14 protein-coding genes are annotated in these 17,413 nt (G+C 72.7%); 6 read left to right on the top strand and 8 right to left on the bottom strand.

Annotated features, from left to right (window positions below; all coding sequences use genetic code 11):
* Positions 1–103 precede the first annotated feature (103 nt).
* Entirely contained in the window at positions 104–769 is a 666-nt protein-coding gene (locus ACZ6H8_RS04800) for a pyroglutamyl-peptidase I (RefSeq protein ID WP_464144973.1), read from the bottom strand.
* Between the two features lie 74 nt (positions 770–843).
* On the opposite strand from ACZ6H8_RS04800, the gene ACZ6H8_RS04805 reads away from it, so the two are divergent.
* The gene (locus ACZ6H8_RS04805) at positions 844–1,779 is read left to right on the top strand and encodes an ROK family protein (RefSeq protein WP_464144975.1); all 936 of its coding nucleotides are present in this window, start codon (positions 844–846) and stop codon (positions 1,777–1,779) included.
* Between the two features lie 95 nt (positions 1,780–1,874).
* Here ACZ6H8_RS04805 and ACZ6H8_RS04810 read toward each other — a convergent pair whose 3' ends face one another.
* Both ACZ6H8_RS04810 and ACZ6H8_RS04815 read right to left on the bottom strand, forming a co-directional pair.
* Positions 1,875–2,537: a response regulator gene (locus ACZ6H8_RS04810; protein ID WP_464144979.1), complete on the bottom strand. Its 663-nt coding sequence runs from the start codon at positions 2,535–2,537 to the stop codon at positions 1,875–1,877.
* Positions 2,534–3,751, bottom strand: a complete 1,218-nt coding sequence (locus tag ACZ6H8_RS04815; protein ID WP_464144981.1) for a sensor histidine kinase — start codon at positions 3,749–3,751, stop codon at positions 2,534–2,536. The genes ACZ6H8_RS04810 and ACZ6H8_RS04815 overlap by 4 nt, the downstream gene beginning before the upstream one ends.
* A 117-nt stretch (positions 3,752–3,868) precedes the next feature.
* Between ACZ6H8_RS04815 and ACZ6H8_RS04820 the strand changes: the two genes are divergently transcribed.
* Positions 3,869–4,642, top strand: coding sequence for a GAP family protein (locus ACZ6H8_RS04820; RefSeq protein WP_464144984.1), 774 nt, complete (start codon positions 3,869–3,871; stop codon positions 4,640–4,642).
* 119 nt (positions 4,643–4,761) lie between these two features.
* On the opposite strand, the gene ACZ6H8_RS04825 is transcribed toward ACZ6H8_RS04820, so the two are convergent.
* The 3 genes from ACZ6H8_RS04825 to ACZ6H8_RS04835 all read right to left on the bottom strand — a co-directional run bounded on the left by ACZ6H8_RS04825 (position 4,762) and on the right by ACZ6H8_RS04835 (position 9,753).
* A complete protein-coding gene (locus tag ACZ6H8_RS04825) occupies positions 4,762–6,369 on the bottom strand; it encodes a DEAD/DEAH box helicase (protein WP_464145126.1) in 1,608 nt (535 codons plus the stop codon).
* 556 nt (positions 6,370–6,925) lie between these two features.
* A complete protein-coding gene (locus ACZ6H8_RS04830; RefSeq protein WP_464144986.1) occupies positions 6,926–7,423 on the bottom strand; it encodes a heme-degrading domain-containing protein in 498 nt (165 codons plus the stop codon).
* A gap of 101 nt (positions 7,424–7,524) precedes the next feature.
* On the bottom strand, positions 7,525–9,753 hold the full coding sequence (locus tag ACZ6H8_RS04835) for an ATP-dependent Clp protease ATP-binding subunit (protein ID WP_464144988.1): 2,229 nt from the start codon (positions 9,751–9,753) through the stop codon (positions 7,525–7,527).
* A gap of 723 nt (positions 9,754–10,476) precedes the next feature.
* On the opposite strand from ACZ6H8_RS04835, the gene ACZ6H8_RS04840 reads away from it, so the two are divergent.
* Positions 10,477–10,701, top strand: a complete 225-nt coding sequence (locus tag ACZ6H8_RS04840) for a hypothetical protein (protein WP_464144990.1) — start codon at positions 10,477–10,479, stop codon at positions 10,699–10,701.
* Positions 10,702–10,813: 112 nt separating this feature from the next.
* Here the strand turns inward: ACZ6H8_RS04840 and ACZ6H8_RS04845 are convergent, their stop codons facing one another.
* A complete protein-coding gene (locus ACZ6H8_RS04845) occupies positions 10,814–11,431 on the bottom strand; it encodes a TetR/AcrR family transcriptional regulator (RefSeq protein WP_464144993.1) in 618 nt (205 codons plus the stop codon).
* Between the two features lie 398 nt (positions 11,432–11,829).
* Between ACZ6H8_RS04845 and ACZ6H8_RS04850 the strand changes: the two genes are divergently transcribed.
* Complete coding sequence (locus ACZ6H8_RS04850) at positions 11,830–12,333, top strand: hypothetical protein (protein ID WP_464144995.1); 504 nt, start codon at positions 11,830–11,832, stop codon at positions 12,331–12,333.
* A gap of 66 nt (positions 12,334–12,399) precedes the next feature.
* On the opposite strand, the gene ACZ6H8_RS04855 is transcribed toward ACZ6H8_RS04850, so the two are convergent.
* Positions 12,400–13,041, bottom strand: coding sequence for a hypothetical protein (locus ACZ6H8_RS04855; protein WP_464144997.1), 642 nt, complete (start codon positions 13,039–13,041; stop codon positions 12,400–12,402).
* Between the two features lie 210 nt (positions 13,042–13,251).
* Between ACZ6H8_RS04855 and ACZ6H8_RS04860 the strand changes: the two genes are divergently transcribed.
* Together ACZ6H8_RS04860 and ACZ6H8_RS04865 are read left to right on the top strand one after the other, a co-directional pair.
* Positions 13,252–15,015, top strand: coding sequence for a DUF5979 domain-containing protein (locus ACZ6H8_RS04860; RefSeq protein ID WP_464145000.1), 1,764 nt, complete (start codon positions 13,252–13,254; stop codon positions 15,013–15,015).
* Between the two features lie 195 nt (positions 15,016–15,210).
* Positions 15,211–17,382, top strand: coding sequence for a heavy metal translocating P-type ATPase (locus ACZ6H8_RS04865; protein WP_464145003.1), 2,172 nt, complete (start codon positions 15,211–15,213; stop codon positions 17,380–17,382).
* Positions 17,383–17,413: the final 31 nt, after the last annotated feature.

Genomic DNA, 17,413 nt, shown 5'->3' on the forward strand with positions numbered 1-17,413 from the left:
GCGAGATGTGCGCCGCAACGGCGCGCCAGGTGCGCATGCACGCTCGGTGACCCGCAGGCGTGCACATCGCACCGCGGCGAGGGGCGCATCCGCGCCCCGTCGATCAGCGCGCAGCGACCTCCGCCACCACCGCGCGCACGCAGGCATCCAGAGCGGTCGCGAGATCGGCGATCGTCAACGCGGGCGCGACCGCCCCACCGCCAGCATCGTGAGCGCGCGCATCGGCGCCCGCGTCCGTCTCGTCGCCGACGCCTGCCACGCCGACCGACCGCACCGCGGGCACGTGCACGAAGGCAGCGGGCACGTCGAGCGCCGCGAGCTCGACCGCGATGCGGTTGCACACGAAGCCGCCGGCGTCCTGCGACGGCTCGGCGGGCACGCCCGCGGCGCGGATCGCGGCGACGAGGCCGTCGACGTCGAGCGTCGCCGGCCGAAGCTCGGGCCCGTCGTCGATCGCCACGTCGCGCGGCTGCGCGCCGAGCCCGTCGGGGATGCGCGCGTCGATGCGGTTGCGGCCGTGTCGCTCGGGCGTCACGACGCTGCGTCCGCCCGCCTCGCCCACGGCGAGCACGGCGTCCGGCGCATGCTGCGCGACGAGGGCGCGCAGCGCGGGCGGCGCGGTGGCGAAGGCGACGGGCAGCACGTCGGTCACGACGTCGACGCCCAGCACGCCACGCTCGGCGAGCAGCAGCACGCTCTCGCGGCTGGCGTTCTCGGCGTCGCCGCCGAACGGCTCGAAGGCGGTGACGAGGATGCGCACGGCGTCCATCCTCCCAGGGCGAGACGCATGCCCACGCGCGGCCCGCGACGCACGCGACATGCACGGCACGGCAGGATGGTGCGGTGACTGTGCTCGGAATCGACGTCGGTGGCACGAAGGTCGCGGGCGTCGCGATGACGAGCGACGGCGACGTGCTGCACCGCAGCTGGCGTGAGCATCGCATCCGCTCGTCGGAGGCGCTGCTCGACGAGATCGTGCGCACCGCCGACGAGCTGCGCGACGCGCTCGCCGCCGCAGGAGAGCCCGCAGCCGAGCGACTGGGGCTCGGGATCGCGTCATGGCTCACGCCGGATGCGTCGACGATCGCGTGGGCCGCGCACTTCCGCATCCGCGACTTCCCCGTGCGCGACGCGGTCTCGGCTCGCGTGGGGCTGCCGGTCGTCGTCGACAACGACGGCAACGCGCACGGGCTCGGCGAGCATCGGCTGGGTGCGGGGCGCGGCACGCAGTCGTTGCTGCTCGTGTCGCTCGGCACGGGCGTGGGCGGTGCGCTCATCGTCGGCGGGCAGCCGTTGCGGGGCGCGCACGGGTTCGCGGGCGAGCTCGGGCATGTGACGGTCGTCGAGGACGGCCCGCTGTGCTCGTGCGAGGCGCACGGGTGCCTGGAGGCGTTCGCGGGCGGGCAGGCGCTCGCGCGCGTCGGCTCGCGCATCGCGGCCGCACGGGATCTCGCTGGTGGCCTGCCGGTGACGGCGAAGGATCTCGTGGATGCCGCGCTCGCCGGAGATGGGGCATCCATCGGCGCCGTCGGCGATGCGGGCATCGCGATCGCGGCTGCGCTGCGGCGCATGCTGCCTGCGTTCGACCCGGAGGTCGTGGTGCTGGGCGGCTCGGTGGGCATGGCGGCGCAGTCGATCCTGCTGCCCATCATCGAGCAGGAGCTCGACGCGCTCGCGCCGTTGCAGTCGGTGCCGCAGCCGAGGCGCATCGTGCCTGCGGCGCTCGGCCGCTGGTCGACGGCGATCGGCTCGGCGAGCCTCGCGCTGCCCCTGGCCTGACCCCATCGACCGATCTCCTGAGGTTCTCGGCCGGTCTTCACGTCACAAGCGGCCGAGAGCCTCGCAGGGGTTCGTCGTGGGGTGGGACGCGCAGGTCACGCCAGGCCCGCATCGCGTGCGACGATCGCCGCACGCATGCGCGACGGGGCCTCGAGCTTCGCGAGCACCCGTGACACGTGCGTCTTCACCGTGGGCTCCGAGATGCCGAGCCGATGCGCGAGCTGCGCGTTCGACAGGCCTGCGCCGAGGCCGGCGAGCACCTCGCGCTCGCGCGCGGTGAGGTCGTCGAGGCCCACGGGCGTCGCCGCTGGCGCTGCGGGTGCGGCGGCACGCAACCGATCGAGCACGCGCATCGTCACCTCCGGCGACAACACGCCCTCGCCTGCCGCCACGCGGCGCACGCCCGCGATGATCGCATCCGGCTCGGCCGTCTTCAGCAGATAGCCGGATGCGCCCGCCGCGAGCGCACCGTCGACGTGCTCGTCGACGTCGTACGTCGTGAGCACGAGCACGGCCACGCCGAGCGCCACGACCTCCTGCGTCGCCGCGATGCCGTCGAGCCTCGGCATGCGCACGTCCATGAGCACGACGTCGGGCCGCAGCGCCGTCGCCTGCTGCACCGCCGCGCGCCCGTCGGCCGCCTCGCCGACGACCGCGATGCCGGCGTCGGCGGCGAGCACGGCCGCGATGCCTGCGCGCACCGCGGCGTGGTCGTCGGCGACGACGACCCTGATCGGTGCCTGTCGCTCGTCGCTCATGCGCCCGCCTCCTGCCTCGGCACGCTCGCGTGCACGATCCATCGTCCGTCGTCCGTCGCTCCCACGCGGCCGGATCCGCCCACCGCGTGCCACCGCTGCGCCATGATCGCGGTGCCGAGGCCGTTGCCGTCGGCTGCGGCAGCACCGTGCACGAGCGCGTTCTCGACCTCGAGCGTCGCCGCGTCGCCGTCGACCTGCGCACGCAGCCGCACCCGCTCGCCCGGCGCGTGCCGGGCGGCGTTCACGAGCGCCTCGCGCGCGATGCGCATGAGCGCGTGGGAGGCCGCCGAGCCGAGCGAGTCCTCAGGCACGTCGACCTGCGCATCCAGGTCGACCGCGAACCGCTCCGCGTCGCGCCGCAGGGCCTCGACGTCGTCGATGCCCACCGCGACGCCCTCGTCGTCGCGCCCGGACGTGAGCACGTCGATGAGCTGCCGCAGCTCCTCGAGCGCCTCGACGCTCGACGACCGCATGGCTCGGATGGATGCGGCAGCGGCGTCGTCGGCGGGCGTGCGCGCCGAGAGCGCGGCCGACTGCAGCGCGATGGCAGACAGCCGCGCGGCGAGCTCGTCGTGCAGCTCGCGCGCCATCGCCGTGCGTTCGAGGCGCACGGCGCTCTCGCGCTCGGCAGCGGCGGCGCGCGCCACGGCATCCGCCCGCGCCGTCTCGGCGGCGAGCAGCTCGTCGCGCTGCCGCACGGAGATGCCCCACACCGTGGGGGCTGCGATGAGCAGCACGAGCGTCAGGCCCAACCGAAGCGCGTTGACGAGGTCGACGTCGCCGTCGCGCAGCCACACGATGCAGATCGCGACGCCCACTGCAGCCGCGGCGGCGAGCGAGCCGTGCCGCAGACGCTCGCGCCGGTGCAGCATCGCCGCGTAGATCGCGTCGAAGAACGCCAGCACCGACACGAGCCCGAGGCTGCCGGTCACGAAGCCCACGTCGACCACGAGCACGAGGCCCGCGCCTGCGACGGCGAGGATCGGATGCGCGAGCTTCGCGAGCAGGAACGCGGCCGAGCCCGCGGCGATGACGTACGGCATCCACGGCTGCCCGAGCGGCAGCGTCGGGTCGGCGGCCGACGTGAAGCCCGTCGAGATCGCAGCGATGCCCGCGCCGAGCGCGAGCAGCGCGATCGCGACGACGCCGAGCCGCGAACGGTAGCGCACGAGCGGCAGGACGTACTCGTCCAAGGGCGTGCGGGGGCCGGCCATGCACCCATCCCAGCACGGCAGAGCGCGCGGCGGGTCATCCGAACGACGGATCGCCGGCGGGTGCGCCTGCATCGTTCCGCCGACGCGCGCGCCTGCGGCGCGCGCGAGCGTGGACGCATGGACCTCCCCACCGTCGGCACGCTCGTGCTGCTGGCGCTCGCCGACTCGACGAGCTTCGGCACGCTGCTCATCCCCCTGTGGCTGCTGCTCGCCTCCACCAGGCCGAGCGTGCCGCGCATGCTCGCCTACCTCGGCACCGTCGCCGGCTTCTACCTCGTCGTGGGGGTGCTCCTGTCGGTCGGGGCGCGGCTGCTGCTCGACGACCTGCGGTCGTGGCTCGCGTCGCCGGTCGGCGGTGCGGTGGTGATGGGTGCTGGCGCGCTGCTCATCGTCGGGGCGGTGCTGCTGGGCAGGCGCGGCGCAGGCGATGCGCCGCGGCGCATGCTGCGCTGGCGCGACCGAGCGCTCGACGCCGAGTCGGGATCGGTGGCACCCCTCATGGGGCTCGCGCTCGCCGCGACGGCGATCGAGGTGGCGACGCTGCTGCCCTACCTCATGGCGATCGGCATCATGGAGGGCGCCGACATGCCGCTGCCGGTGCACGGGGCCGTGCTGACGGGCTACGTCGTCGTGATGGTGCTGCCTGCGCTCGTGCTGCTCGCCGTGCGCCTCGTCGCGCACCGGGCGGTGGAGCCGTGGCTGCAGCGGGTGAACGACTGGCTCATGCGGCAGGCGGGTGAGATGACGTCGTGGGTCGTCGGCATCGTCGGCGTCCTGCTCGTGCGTGCCGGGGCCGACGCGTTCGGCGGCATCGACGTCGTGGCGTCGACGGTCGGCGAGGTGCTGCAGGAGGTCGTGCAGGGGCTCGTGCCGATGGGGTCACGCGGCTGAGCCCCAGGTGGTGGAGCCGACGCACGGCGTGCGCACGACGACGCCCGCACCCTCGAAGGAGGATGCGGGCGTCGAGTGGGTGGATGCTGCGAGCACCCGGCAGCGTCGCTGCGGTCGCGTCAGCCCTGCGCGCGGCGGGGGGCGCCACGGCCGGAGCCGCCGCCGGAGCGGCCCTGACCGCCGGAGCGGCCGCCGTCCTGCAGCGAGCCGCCGCCGCCGGACGACCATGCGACCGACGAGCCGCCACGCGGGCCGCGGTCGTCGCGACGCTGACCGCCACCACCCTGACCGGCGCCACGGCCGCGGCCCTGGCCGCCGACTGCGCCCTGGCCGCCACCGGTCGACGGGCCGCGTCCGCGTCCCTGACCCTGACCCTGCAGCTCGGAGCGCTGGCCGCGCCCCTGGCCGCCCGCGGCTGCACCCTCGCCTGCGCGACGCTGCTTCGTCTCGGGGCGACCCGAGCGGTCACGACGTGCGCGTCCGTCGCCTGCACCCTGGCCGGCTGCGACGCCCGCACCTGCGCCACGGCCGCGGCGCGAACGCCCACCGCCGCCAGCGCCCTGCTGCACGGGGATCTCGTTGCCAGAGCCCGGGCCACCCGGCTTCGGCTCGACGATCGGTGCGACCTCGCCCACGAGACGCGTCACGGCATCCGACGTCGCCGTCACCTTCTGCGCCTGCACCGCGATGGCGGCCTTGCGCAGCAGCTGCATGGTGTCGGAGCGCTGCGCGGGCATCATGACCGTCGCGACGTCGCCTGCGGAGCCCGCGCGCGCCGTGCGGCCCGAGCGGTGCAGGTACGACTTGTGCTCGAGCGGCGGCTCGACGTGCACCACGAGCTCGATGTCGTCGACGTGCACGCCGCGTGCGGCGACGTCGGTGGCGACGAGCACCTTCACGGAGCCGTCGGTGAACGCGCCGAGGTTCCGCTCGCGTGCGTTCTGCGACAGGTTGCCCTGCAGGTCGTGCGCGGGGATGCCCCATGCGGTGAGCTGCTTCGCGAGCTTCTTCGCCTGGTGCTTGGTGCGGGTGAAGAGGATGCGGCGGCCCGAGCCGGACGCGAGGGTGCGCACGAGCGCCATCTTGTCGTCGGCGCCGACCTCGAACAGGTGGTGCGTCATCGCGGCGACGGGCGAGTTCGCCTCGTCGACGGAGTGCATGACCTCGTCGTGCAGGAAGCGCTTCACGATCTTGTCGACGCCGTTGTCGAGCGTCGCCGAGAACAGCATGCGCTGGCCCGACTGCGGCGTCTTGTCGAGGATGCGCGTGACGACGGGCAGGAAGCCGAGGTCGGCCATGTGGTCGGCCTCGTCGATGATCGTGATCTCGATGGCCTCGAGGCTCGCGATGCGCTGCTTCATGAGGTCGTCGAGGCGGCCGGGGCACGCCACGACGATGTCGACGCCGTTCCGCAGCGCCGTCTCCTGCGGACCCTGCTTCACGCCACCGAAGATGGTCGTGACGCTGAGGCCCGCGGCCTCGGCGAGGGGGCGGATGGTCGCGGCGATCTGCGTCGCGAGCTCACGGGTGGGGGCGAGCACGAGGCCGAGGGGCAGGCCCTTGCGGCGACGGCCGCCTGCGAGCTCGCCGCTCAGGCGCTGCACGAGCGGGATCGCGAACGCGAGCGTCTTGCCCGAGCCCGTCTTGCCGCGGCCGAGCACGTCGCGACCGCGGAGCGTGTCCGGCAGGGTGTCGGCCTGGATGGGGAACGGCGAGGTGCGCTCCATGCCTCGGAGAGCCTCGACGAGTCGGGGGCTGACGCCGAGGTCGGCGAACGAGGGCAGGTCTGCGTGCTCCTGGCCGTTCGAGGTGGGCGCCTGCGTGGGCGCGGGATTCGTGGGAGTGGTGGTGCTCATGTCTTCGTCTCTGGCAGCGCTCTGGCATGCCATGTCGGCCCACGCGCACGCTGGGGCGTGCCGGATGGGCGGTGGGCGTCGTCGCTTCGGAAGGGCGATCGCGACGGTCGTCGCGTTCGTTCGCCGCAGTTCCGTGCCCGGCTGCCCGGCCGATGGGATCCGGCAGATGCAGGGGCGCGTCCACGACGCGGGCGAGCAGATCTGCTCGCAGGTTCCCTCAGTCTAGCGCCCCGCGGATGCCGCGCGCATCCCCGGGCTCGGTCCTGACTGGTCACGGTTGCACCCTGACTGGTCACGGTTGCACCCTGACTGGTCACGGTTGCACCCGATTGGTCGCAGTCTGCGTGCAACCGCGACCAGTCAGCGTGCAACGGTGACCAGTCGAGACGATGCGGACGGCTCCGTCGGATGCGGGCCGCCCGTCGCGTCAGTCGCGGTTCGCGGCGAGGAAGTCGCGCACGACGGCTGCGACGAACGCGTGGTCCTGCAGCTGCGGCAGGCCGGAGACGCCGACGGCGCCCACGACGCCGGCGCCACGCACCGTGATGGGCAGCACGCCGCCGTGCGCCGCGTGGGTCGCGGGGTCGAGGCGCGCCTCGGCGAAGTCCTGACCGCGAGCGCGGAACCGCTCGCCGACGCCGAGCGACGACCGGTGGAAGTGCAGCACGACGTTCGTCTTGCGCTCGAGCCAGCGGTCGTTCTCGGGCGTCGTGCCAGGCAGCGCCGCGTGGAAGAGGCGCTGGCCACCGACGACGATGCCGATGACGACGGGGTGGCCGAGCTCGATCGCCCGGTCGCGCAGCAGGGTGCCGAGGCTCCATGCGTCGTCGAGGGTGAAGGCGTCGAACACGAGCTCGCGCTCGTCGCGCTCGACGATCGCGCGCAGCTCGTCGCTGCCGTGCGGGGGCATCTCGGGGACGGTCATGCCCTCATCCTCCCCTCGATCGGGCAGGAGTTGCAGGTTCCGTGGCCGGATCGCCGCGACTCCTGCCCGATCAGGAGGCAGAAATGACCGATCGGGCGGGGTCAGGAGCCGGAGGAGGGCGGCGCCGGGTCGGCATCGGGATCGAAGGACCACTGCGGAGCGGCAGCGGCGGGCGGCGTCGCACCCTCGGGGCCGAGCCACAGGCCGTCGCCGCCGGGCGCGACGTCGACCTGCACGACGTCGCCGTCGCGGATCTCGCCCGCCAGCAGGGCCCGCGCGAGACGGTCGTCGATCTGACGCTGCATGAGGCGTCGCAGCGGCCGCGCGCCGTAGAGCGGGTCGTAGCCGCGCTCCCCCAGCCACCTGCGGGCCGCCTCCGACACGTGCACCGTGAGCCGCCGCTCCTGCAGCCGCCGATCGAGGCCGCCGACCTGGATGTCGACGATGCGCCCCAGCTCCGCCACCGACAGCGAGTCGAACACGACGATGTCGTCGAGCCTGTTGACGAACTCCGGCTTGAACGCCTGCCGCACGGTCGCCATCACCTGGTCGTGCGCCGTGCGAGCGTCGATCGTCGGGTCGGTGAGGTACTGCGAGCCCAGGTTGGAGGTGAGCACGAGGATGACGTTGCGGAAGTCGACCGTGCGTCCCTGCCCGTCGGTGAGGCGCCCGTCGTCGAGCACCTGCAGCAGCAGGTCGAACACCTCGGCGTGCGCCTTCTCGACCTCGTCGAGCAGCACCACCGAGTACGGCCTGCGCCGCACGGCCTCCGTCAGCTGGCCGCCCTGCTCGTAGCCGACGTAGCCGGGAGGGGCGCCGACGAGGCGTGCCACGGAGTGCTTCTCGCCGTACTCCGACATGTCGATGCGCACGAGCGCGCGCTCGTCGTCGAACAGCAGCTCGGCGAGCGCCTTCGCGAGCTCCGTCTTGCCGACGCCCGTCGGGCCGAGGAACAGGAAGGAGCCCGTGGGCTTGTTGGGGTCGGAGACGCCTGCGCGCGAGCGGCGCACGGCATCCGACACGGCACCGACCGCCTCGCGCTGCCCGACGACGCGGGAGGCGAGCTCGTCCTCGAGGCGCAGCAGCCGCTCCGTCTCACCCTGCAGCAGCCTGCCGACGGGGATGCCGGTCCACGCGGCGACGACGCCTGCGATGTCGTCGGCGGTGACCTGGTCGGAGACCATGCGGCCCTCGCCGCTCTCGCCGGCCTCCGCCTCCTTCAGCGCCGCCTCGACGCCGGGGATGTCGCCGTAGAGCACGCGGGAGGCGCGCTCGAGGTCGCCGTCGCGCTGCGCACGCTCGGCCTGGATGCGCAGCTCGTCGAGCTGCTCGCGCAGCCCGCCGATGCGGTTGAGGGAGGTGCGCTCGGCCTGCCAGCGCCGGTCGAGGTCGCCCAGCTGCGCCTGCTTCTGCTGCAGCTGCTGCTCGAGGGTGGCCAGGCGCGCCTTCGAGGCGTCGTCGCGCTCCCTGCGCAGCGCGAGGCGCTCGAGCTGCAGGCGGTCGACGGAACGGCGCAGCTCGTCGATCTCGACGGGGGCGGAGTCGATCTCCATGCGCAGGCGCGATGCGGCCTCGTCGATGAGGTCGATGGCCTTGTCGGGCAGCTGACGCGCGGTGATGTACCGGTTGGAGAGCGAGGCGGCGGCGACGAGCGCGGAGTCGGCGATGGTGACCTTGTGGTGCGCCTCGTAGCGCTCCTTGAGGCCGCGGAGGATGGCGACGGTGTCCTCGACCGACGGCTCGCCGACGTACACCTGCTGGAAGCGCCGCTCCATGGCGGCGTCCTTCTCGATGAACTCGCGGTACTCGTCGAGCGTCGTGGCGCCGATGAGGCGCAGCTCGCCGCGGGCGAGCATGGGCTTGAGCATGTTCGATGCGCCCTGGCTGCCTTCCGCGGCGCCTGCGCCCATGATCATGTGCAGCTCGTCGATGAACGTGATGATGCGTCCGTCGGCCTTCTGGATCTCCGAGAGCACGTTCTTCATGCGCTCCTCGAAGTCGCCGCGGAACTTCGAGCCCGCGACCATCGCGTTGACGTCGAGCGTGACGATCGACTTGCCCTTGAGCGACTCGGGCACGTCGCCCGCGACGATGCGCTGCGCGAGACCCTCGACGACGGCGGTCTTGCCGACGCCGGGCTCGCCGATGAGCACGGGGTTGTTCTTCGTGCGACGCGACAGCACCTGGCTGATGCGGCGGATCTCGGCGTCGCGGCCGATGACCGGATCGAGACGGCCGGCGCGTGCGATCGCCGTGAGGTCGGTGCCGAACTGCTCGAGCGCGCTGCGCTGATCCTGCTGGCCGGGCTGCATCCCTCCCATGCGTGCCATGTGGTCTCCTTCTCTGCCATGCGATGCGGGCGGCCTCTCGGCGACCCGCTGAAACTTGAGTCTGCTTGGCTCAAGTCTACTGCGCGGGCGGGGGATGCGCCAGAGGCCCGACGCCGCCGTGCACGTCGGGTGCTGCGGGATCTACGGTCGAGACGACGGCCGCCGCGATGGACCTCGACCGGATCGCACATGCGACGCCACTGCTCCTCGGGTCCGCACTGGTCGATGCGGACGACCGGTCACGTGCCGTACGAGAGCGGGCTCGAGCGATCACGGCTGCAGTTGGCGGACCTCGACGCTCGAACCACCACCCCGGCTCCGACGACGGTCGGCCGGGGATGCGCCTAGTCGCGCCTACGCGGACCGTCGCGAAGCGATGCCGCGCCGAGTCGCACGCAGCGCTCCTTCGAGCATGCGCCGAGCCAGCGACACGCGACGCGTCCGATTCGCCGCGTGGGAGAGCACGGGCGGGATCACGGCAGGGCCGCCAGGTCGCGCGTGACGCCCGTTCGGGCGGGGTGGCTGCGCTTCGAGCCATGACAGCGGATCGCGCGTCGCATCGGACGGGGATGACGGCGGGAGTGCGTTCCTCACACGACGACCGACGACGCACGACACGGTTCGTGACACGTGTCACCGATGGCGCCGAACCCCGTCTACAGAGGTACACGGTGCGGGCGATGCCCGTCCCTGCCACACCCGTCGATCCGAGAGGCTGCACCGATGTCGTTCGTCGTCACAGCAGCGATCACCGTGACTGTCGCCTCCGCCGTCGCAGCGCTGGGGTCGCTGTCGGCCTGCGTCCGGCACGATCGCCGCATCCTCGAGCGTCATCGCGCCGCGATCCGCCGTCGTGACGTGCTGACGTTCACCGCGGCCTCGATCAGCGTTCCCGCACCTGCCACCGAGGCTCACCATTCGGACCCCGAGCGACCTCGTGGCGCCTGAGGACGTGCTGACCCTGGCGAGCTCGTCGCTCGCCCTGGTCGTCGTGGGTCTCCTGGTGGGCGGTGCCGGCGCAGGATGCGCCGAGTCGGGGCCTGTCGCGCGCGCCGGCACGCTATCGACGTCGTGACGGCTCACCCCACGACGAGACCTCGGGGAAGGACAGCAGCAGCGTTCGGGCCACATCGAGGCAGAACTCGTCTCCGTGCGCGACGTATCGGAACGCTGACGCGACGCTCGCGTGTGCCAGCTGGCACCACGTGGCGAGCCGGTGCGACGCTGGCACATGTCCGATGAGCAGCTCGGCGCACCGAAGCCACAGCAGCTGCTCGGCCGCCCCATCTTCGATCGTCCCCAGACCCAATCCCAGCGATCGCAGCGCCGCGTCCTTCCGGTATGCATCGACGAGGACGTCCATGAAGCGCTCGGGAGTCGGGGCAGCCAGGGCGAGCACCGCGTCGTGCACGTGCTGCCGGTTGCGATGCGCGACGGCGCGCAACACCGCCTCACGGTCCGGGAAGTAGGTGTACACGGTCCCGATCGAGCTGGCCGACTCCTTCGCGACCGACGAGGTCGTCAACGCCTCGCGGCCATCACGCGCCAGCACGACCGCCGCCGCATCGATCAGGCTCTGAAGGCGAGCCGACGATCGCGGTGTCCGCGGCGGCCTGCGGGTGGGCAGCACCAGCAGCTCCGACGCGGTCGAGTCGTCGTTCGCGAACACAGCAGCCATGGCCTTCGTCCTCCTCCCGAACGCCAAGGCGTCCTCTGCAAGAGACGGAGGAGGCGCAAGAAGGTGACACGGTCTCGACGTCCGTGCGCCGACCAGCGAGCTCGAGTCACGCTGCTGCTGGACGTCGCGCTCGCGGCCTCCACGAGCTCGTCAGGCGGCAAGGCCCTCGGCCAGCGCACCTGGCACGGCCCGCGCCCGGCTCATGCTCAGCATCCACGGGGGCGGCGCCCGATCCGAGATGGCACCATTCGGGCCATGCGCTCGGGCCCACGACACGCGACCACGACCGGGAATCAGCCGCGCGACCTCGTCGTCGAGCGCCTCTGCGCCGACGCCGAGCTCTCGTCGCAGCGCTCGCTGGAGCACGCGATCATCGACGAGCCGAGCCGGAGGGAGCGGTGACGACCCGAGACGCTGGCCGCGGTCGCGGAGCGATGGAGCGCCGGCGGTTGCTCGCGCTCGTGGCCGCGGCTGCGCTCGTGCCGCTGACCGCAGCGATCGGGCGGGTGCTGCTGACGCTGTCCAGCGATCCGGGCGCGGCCGTGCCCGCGTACGTCGTGCGGTTCTGCCAGCGCCAGCTCTGCCGCCGAGGAGAAGGAGTGTCCGGTCCTGGCCTCCTCGACCCGATCGTGCCCGACGTGGCCGTGTTCGCAGCCTTCGCCGTCGCGCTCGCAGGATGCTGGGTCGCGGCCTCGACGCGCCGCTCGGCATGGGTCACGCTGCCGGCCGCGATCGCACATGCGGCGCTGGCGATCGTGCTGTGGAACCCGGTCGTCTTCCTCTCCTTCGAGGGAGCGTGGTGGGGCCAGCTGGTCGTGGTGGCGATCTTCGTCACCGTCCTCACGGCAGTCCGCTTGCTCGCGCGCGGCGCGCTCCCTGCTCGAAGAACGGCGACGGAGTGAGCACGTCCTCCGAGACCGTCGACCGACGCGGTCGGCGACGGGCGAGCCGCTGCCGACTGACGTCGGCTACGGCGTCCAGACCACCGGCGCGTCCCAGTAGGGTCCCGAGCCGATGGCGACCTCGGTGTACCTCGTGGCGGCGTAGGCGACGGCGTCGATCGTCTGCCCCTCCTCCGCGCCCAGCACGTAGCAGGACAGGAGCGTGTGCTGCTCGTCGTCGTAGGGATCCCACTCCGGCAGCGTCAGGCCGCAGTCGTTCCCGCGTCCTCCGCCGGCCGTGACCGCGAACTGCGAGAACCCGCCGTCCGGGTAGACGCCGACGACCTGCGGCTCGGTCGGGAAGTACGACTCCGGCACGGGGTTGGCGGTGAAGTCGGTCTGCGTGACGACCGTGTAGGGCGTGAGGCCTGCGAACTCGTCCGCGTCGTCGCCGTACTGCTCGTCCCAGAACGTCGCGGGATCCTGCGCGTCGATCTGCAGCACCGTGAGACCCACGAGACCGGCGTTGTCGTCTGGTCCCTGCGGAGCCTCGACCCAGGCTGGCTCGCCGAACGACAGCGCCGTGCCGGGTGCCGTCGCCTCGGAGGCAGGCGCGCCGATGTCGACCGCGGCGACGTCGGACTCCGGCTCGGGCTCGGATGCGGAGCACCCCGAGAGGACGACGGCGGACGCGACGAGGCTGGCGATGACGACGGTGGAGCGAGGCATGGGTCGATCGTATGCAGGAGCGCCAGGGCGTCCGATGTGCGCGCCGCACGGTGCGCGTGCTGCCGTGCTCGCGCTGGAGGCTGGCGAGGATGTCCTCCGGCGTGTACCCCACCGCATGGTGGATCCTCACGGCGCCGTCACGTCTGCGCCCTTCCCTCGTCCTCGTTGGGGGAGGCGTGCAGACGCGCGCTCCACGAACGAGGAGAACACATGCGACGAGCACGAGCCCTGCAGGGAGCCGCGACGATCACGGCCGCTGCACTCATGGTCGGACTCGGGGCCGCGGCCGCGGCTCAGGCCGCCCCGCCCTATGCGACGACCGCGACGCTGACGTCGGTGACGTTCACCGAGGAGACCGTGGTGAGCGGCAGCTCGGCGGAGCTCAGCGGTGCATGGTCGCTGCCCGACGACCCCGCGACGCCCGCCGGGTTCGTCGTCGAGCTGCCCGAGGGGCTGCAGGGCCTCACCGACGCGTTCGACCTGCTCGACCCGAGCGGCGTCGCGATGGGCAGCTGCGCCGTGACGGCCACGCAGATCGTCTGCGACCTCGACTCGGCCTACATCGCCGAGCACCCCAGGAACCTCTCGGGCACGTTCGAGTTCTGGGTGCAGGTGACGACGGAGGTGACGGAGCAGACCGAGGTCGTCTACGACTTCGGCAGCGTCACCGGCACCGTCACCGTCGCGCCGCCGGGCGAGCCGTGCACCGACTGCGTGTACGAGGGGCAGGGATACGGCAAGTGGGGTGCGTACGACCGCGCGAACGACCGCATCCAGTGGTACGTCAACGTCCCCGCGCCCGTCGGCGGCATGGCTGGCGGCATCGACGTGACCGTGACCGAGCGGTTCGGCGACCACCTGCAGCTCACCGACCCCGGCATGCAGCTGGGTGCGACGAACGAGTACGACGCCAACGGCTACCCGACGAACTGGCGTCAGCTGCCCGCCGACGACTTCACCGTCACCGGCGGCGACACGCTCTCGTTCACCTCGCAGGCGGGGTGGACGTACGTCGTGCTCGTCACGACCGCCGTCACCGACCGGGGCGCAGCCGGCACGTACGAGAACGATGCGGACATCACGCTCGCCGGCGAGCAGACCGTGCCCGTGTCGGGCGAGGTCGTGCGCCAGGGCGGCGGCGGCACCGGCTCCGGCGATGGGGTCGGCTCGTTCTCGATCGCGAAGGACGTGCTCTGGAGCGACCAGCCCATCCCGGGCCTGCAGTTCTCGGGCACCTACGTGGCCACCGCCCCGTCCGGCGAGGTGACCGAGGGCACGTTCGACGTCGCCGAGGACGGCACGTGGACGAGCCCCGAGCTCGAGGCCGGTTCGACCGTGCACCTCGAGGAGACCGCGCCGACGGCACCCGCGAACGTCGACTGGGCCGCGCCGGCGTTCTCGCAGAACGACTTCGTGGTCGACGGCGGCACCACCACCGCCGTGACGCTCACGAACACGGCGACGGTCGCGACGGGCTCGTTCAGCGCGACCAAGGTCGTCGAGGGCTCCGGTGCCTCGCTCGTGGCCGACGACGCCGCGTTCGAGCTCGCCTACTCGTACCCCGCAGGCCCGGGCTTCTCCGCTGGCGAGGGCACGCTGACGCTGCCAGCGGACGGCACGGTCGTGACCTCGCCCGAGCTGCCCGTCGGCGCGGTGCTCACGCTGTCGGAGGTGACGCCGGTGGCCATCGAGGGCGCCACGTGGGCCAGCCCCGAGCTGTCGACGGACACCGTGACGATCGGCCGCGACGAGGTCGTGCACGTGACGCTGACGAACACGCTCGACGTGCCGCCGGTCACGACGCCGCCCGCGACGCCCGACACGTCGACGAGCCCCGGCGCGCCCGTGCCGGGCGCACCATCGACGTCGCTGCCGCGGACCGGCGACGACGTCGCGGCGGGTTGGCTGATCGCCGGCATGCTGCTGCTCGCCGTGGGCACCGGCGTGGTCGTGCGTCGACGACTGCAGCACTGACGCGGACTGCGAACGGGTGGGCGACCGAAGATCGGTCACCCACCCGTTCGCACGCGACCGGTGGGGACGAGCGCGGCTGAGGTCGGCTTCCGGCGGGCACCTTGCTCGGCATACCCCCATGGGGTATCGTGGGCACCGCCCGTACCCCATGGGGGTATGCGCGAACCCCGACCCGAACCCACCGCGGGAGCACGCATGGACGCGCACGACCACGACCGACACGACGCCGAGCGACCGCTGCGCGGCGATGCGCATCGCGATGCCCCCGGATCCACGGCGCCGGTCACGCACGCCCACCATGCATCGCACGCCGGCCACACCGGCGGCGCCGACACGAAGCACGGCGACCACGGCGGGCATCACGGCCACGGCGATCACGTCGGGCAGTTCCGCCGGCTGTTCTGGATCATGCTCGTGCTGGCCGTGCCGACGGTGACGCTGTCGGGGATGTTCTCGATGCTGCTCGGCTACGACCTGCCCGACGTGCCCCTGGTCGCATGGGTCTCGCCGGTGCTCGGCACCGTCATGTACCTGTGGGGCGGGTGGCCGTTCCTCACCGGCGCCGTCGCCGAGCTCCGCGCGAAGCAGCCGGGGATGATGCTCCTCATCGCCCTCGCCATCACCGTCGCGTTCGTCGCATCGTGGCTGTCGAGCCTCGGCGTCGTCGCGCACGAGCTCGACTTCTGGTGGGAGCTGGCGCTGCTGGTCGTGATCATGCTGCTGGGGCATTGGATCGAGATGCGCTCGCTCGCGCAGACCACCTCCGCCCTCGACTCCCTCGCCGCGCTGCTGCCCGATGAGGCAGAGCGCGTCGAGGGCGATCGGATCGTGACCGTCTCGCCAGCCGACCTGCGCGTCGGCGACCTCGTCATCGTCCGGCCCGGTGCCAGCGTGCCCGCGGACGGGCGCATCGCAGAGGGCACGGCCGAGATCGACGAGTCGATGGTCACCGGCGAGTCCCGCACCGTGACCCGCTCGAGCGGCGACGCCGTCACCGCAGGCACCGTCTCGACCGACTCGAGCCTCCGAGTCGAGATCACCGCGGTCGGCGACGACACCGCGCTCGCCGGCATCCAGCGCCTCGTCACCGAGGCGCAGGGCTCCACCTCGCGGGCGCAGCGCATCGCCGACACGGCGGCGGGCTGGCTGTTCTGGTTCGCGCTCGGCGCCGCCGCGATCACGGCGATCGTCTGGATGCTGGTCGGCATGCCCGACCAGGCGGTCATCCGCACCATCACGGTGCTCGTCATCGCCTGCCCCCACGCACTGGGCCTCGCGATCCCACTCGTCGTCTCGATCGCCACCGAACGAGCAGCGCGCGGCGGCGTGCTGGTGAAGGACCGCCTCGCGCTCGAGCGGATGCGCACGGTCGACGCCGTCCTGCTCGACAAGACCGGCACCCTCACCAAGGGCGAGCCGGCCGTGATCGCCGTGCACCCCGTCGGCACCTTCGACGACGACGCCGTGCTCGCCCTCGCAGCCGCGGCCGAGGCCGACAGCGAGCACCCGCTCGCCCGCGCCATCGTCGACGCCGCGCACCGCCGCTCGCTGACGATCCCGACCGCGACCGAGGCGACGTCGTCGCCGGCCGTCGGCGTCACCGCCCTCGTCGACGGGACTCGCGTGCGCGTCGGCGGACCACGGATGCTCGAGGACGAGGGGCTGGACGAGGTCGACGTCGCAGACGCCTGGAGGCTGGAGGGTGCGATCATCCTGCATGTCGTCGCCGATGGTGCGCTCGTCGGCGGTCTGCGGCTCGCGGACGAGATCCGCGACGAGTCGCGGGAAGCGGTCGACGCCCTCCATGTCCTCGGCGTGCAGGTCGTGATGATCACCGGTGATGCGGAGGCCGTCGCGCAGTCGGTCGCCGCGGATCTCGGCATCGACCGCGTCTTCGCCGGCGTGCGGCCAGAGGACAAGTCGGCGAAGGTCGCGCAGCTGCAGGCCGAGGGGCTCACGGTCGCGATGGTCGGCGACGGCGTCAACGACGCTCCCGCGCTCGCGCAGGCCGAAGTGGGCATCGCGATCGGCGCCGGCACCGACGTCGCCATCGCCTCCGCGGGCGTCATCCTCGCCAGCGACGATCCGCGCTCGGTGCTGTCGGTGATCGAGCTCTCGCGAGCCAGCGACCGGAAGATGCGGCAGAACCTCTGGTGGGCGGCGGGATACAACCTGCTGTCCGTCCCGCTCGCCGCCGGCGTGCTCGCCCCCGTCGGCTTCATCCTGCCGATGTCGGTCGGCGCCGTGCTCATGTCGGCGTCGACGATCGTCGTCGCCCTCAACGCGCAGCTGCTGCGACGCCTCGACCTCCGGCCGGGACGCAGCACCGCAGCGATCCTGCGCGATGGGGCGAGCGAGCGACGATGACGAGCGAGCACGAGGCGCCACGACGTGCGTG

The sequence above is a fragment of the Agrococcus sp. AC640b genome, assembly GCF_979255995.1.